Origin of the sequence: Marinilabilia sp. (assembly GCF_016278715.1) — a bacterium.
Lineage (GTDB): Bacteria > Bacteroidota > Bacteroidia > Bacteroidales > Marinilabiliaceae > Marinilabilia.
Window position 1 is genome coordinate 1 of the sequence record NZ_JADQBH010000046.1, and the last position, 2,996, is coordinate 2,996.

At 42.9% G+C, this 2,996-nt stretch carries 2 protein-coding genes; both read left to right on the forward strand.

Features of this window, described 5'->3' with window-relative positions; genetic code table 11:
- The first annotated feature begins 213 nt into the window (after window positions 1–213).
- On the forward strand, window positions 214–507 hold the full coding sequence (locus tag QZZ43_RS03355; protein ID WP_291856251.1) for a GIY-YIG nuclease family protein: 294 nt from the start codon (window positions 214–216) through the stop codon (window positions 505–507).
- 356 nt (window positions 508–863) lie between these two features.
- Complete coding sequence (locus QZZ43_RS03360) at window positions 864–2,108, forward strand: ABC transporter permease (protein ID WP_291856252.1); 1,245 nt, start codon at window positions 864–866, stop codon at window positions 2,106–2,108.
- The last annotated feature ends 888 nt before the right edge of the window (window positions 2,109–2,996 follow it).

Genomic DNA, 2,996 nt, shown 5'->3' on the forward strand with positions numbered 1-2,996 from the left:
CGATTCAACGTCATTTCACATTACTAAATAAAAATTTTTGGATCTCAGAATGACATTTCGCCGTTTGTCATCCTGAGGAAGAATGACGAAGGATCTGTTTCTGGTGCAAATGAATACCTTTTGGTATGTTTATTTAGAGTATGTTTGAAATGTAAGAGATTCTTCGCAGGCTCAGAATGACAAATGTGGTCAGAATGACAAACCCTTACCCAAATGAAAACCTATTTTGTTTATATCCTTACTAACAAAAATAAGACAGTCCTGTATGTTGGAGTTACGAATGATTTAGTTCGAAGGTTGGAAGAACATATTAATCATGAAAATCATATTAACGCTTTTACTTACAAATATAACTGCTATTATTTGTTGTATTATGAGGAACACTGTGAAATTAATCAAGCAATTGCCAGAGAAAAGATAATTAAAGGTTGGAAACGTGTAAAAAAGGATAGGCTTATTGCTGAATTCAATCCTAAATGGGATTTCTTGAATGATTTAATTGTTTAGTATACAGTGATGTCACCATGAGGAGGCACGACGAAGGATCTGAAGCTGAATCAAATGTAAATTTCATGCAATAATTATTATAGAGTTTATTTAAACTGTAAGAGATTCTTCGCACGCTCAGAATGACACTATAACAACACTTGTCATCCTGAGGAAGAATGACGAAGGATCTGTAGCTGACACAAGGAATTACTTTGTGGTATGTTTTTTTAAAGAGTATGTTTGAAGTGTAAAAGATTTTTTGCTTTGCTCAGAATGACAAAACCTATTTTATCTGAAGAGATTCTTCATTGCGTTCAGAATGACAAATAACACTTAACCTATGACTTTTTAGACAACTTCTAAGAAGAGGCAACATGAAACTAGAACTTTTCATAGTAAATAAGATAAAGTCCGGAGGCATTTCCGGGAAGCGCCTGGCAGGCCCGGTGGTGAAAGTGGCCATAGCCGGTATTGTGCTTGGTATGGTGGTGATGATTATATCTGTGGCCACCGGCATGGGCTTTCAGAAAGAGATTCGGGAGAAGATTATCGGTTTTGGGAGTCACATACAGGTGGTGAGTTACGATTTTAACCTCAGTTACCAGACCAATCCCATAGAACAGGATTCTGCACTGGAAGCCGGAATGCGTAGCGTGCCCGGAATAAAACATGTGCAGCGTTTTGCCACCAAGCCCGGGCTCATCAAAACCCGAGACGAGATGCAGGGTATTGTCCTGCGCGGGGTGGGACCGGAATTTGACTGGTCTTTTTTCCGAACAATTCTGGTGGAAGGGCGACCGCTCAACCTTGATGTGGAGAAGAGTGCCAACGGGATACTCCTCAGTGACGACCTGGCCGGGATGCTTAATCTTAAGGTGGGTGATAAGGTTCCCATGTATTTTTTTGAAGACCAGATACGGGCTCGTAATTTTACCATTGAAGGATTATTTGACAGTCATTTGCCGGAGTTGGATGAGACGTTTGTGATTGCCGATATCCGTCAGGTGCAGCGGCTCAACAACTGGAGCGAAGGTCAAATATCGGGCTACGAACTTCTGGCCGGTAGTTTCGAAGATTTGATGTTTACCGGGAGCAATGTAGCAGATGTTGTTTCGGGGCATATCTCTCCGGATGGCACCATGTTGCGGACCCGTACCATCCAGCAAACGCAACCACAGATTTTCGGGTGGCTCGACTTACTCGATATGAATATTGTGGTCATCATTGTACTTATCGTTTTGGTGGCCGGTTTCAATATGATCACCGGTCTGTTGATATTGATTCTGGAACGTACCAACATGATTGGTGTGTTGAAAGCCATGGGAATCGCAGACTGGCCGCTTCGTAAAATATTTCTGACTCTTGCAGCTCACATCACCCTAAAAGGGCTCTTCTGGGGCAACCTTCTGGGACTCGGATTTTGCTGGGCTCAGGCTCGCTTCGGTTTCGTGAAATTGGACCCCGCCAATTATTTTCTGGATACTGTGCCCATCCATCTTTCCGGTCTGCATATTTTACTCCTGAATGTGGGCGCAATTCTAACCATCTTCCTGATGATGATAGGCCCCTCATTCCTGGTGGCCAGAATCACTCCTGTGAAAGCTATACGGTTTGAGTGAAGGTAGGGGCCCCCTAAATCCCCCCAAGGGGGACTATGGCGGTCGTTTCTGCATTAAATGGGAGGTTTGTGACGAGTTGACTTTATCCTTAAATTTCACAGAGGTTCACAGATAGGTCCTCTGTATTCCTCCGCGCTCTCTGTGGTAAGAAAAAATATGAACCACAGAGGTCACAGAGAGGCACAGAGTTGACTTTATCCTTAAATTTACAGATGTTCACAGATAGGTCCTCTGTGTTCCTCCGCGCTCTCTGTAGTAAAAAAAAATATGAACCACAGAGGTCACAGAGAGTAACAGAGTTGACTTTATCCTTAAATTTCCCAGATGTTCATAGATTAGTTCTCTGTGTTCCTCCGCGCTCTCTGTAGTAAAAAATAATATGAACCACAGAGGTCACAGAGAGGCACAGAGTTGACTTTATCCTTAAATTTACAGAGGTTCACAGATAGGTCCTCTGTGTTCCTCCGCGCTCTCTGTGGTAAGAAAAAATATGAACCACAGAGGTCACAGAGAGGCACAGAGTTGGCTTTTTCCGCAAATTTCGCAGATGTTCACAGATAAATCCTCTGTGTTCCCCCGTGCTCTCTGTGGTTAAAAAACAACCCGCAGAGGTTTAAAATATCCACAGATCAAAGGTATTTTTGTCCCCCTCCCTGGGAGGGGTTAGGGGAGGCCATCCCACTCCGTTCTAGTTTATACGTATTCTTGTTCTCTGATTATATCCATCAAGTCAAAGGATTCAAAGCGGATTTAAAATCCGCAAAAAGAGAAGACGTGTTGATTTCAAATCCACACGAACCATGCGGAACAGAGTTGACTTTATCCGCAAATTACGCAGATGTTCACAGATAAATCCTCTGTGTTCCCCCGTGCTCTCTGTGGTTAAAA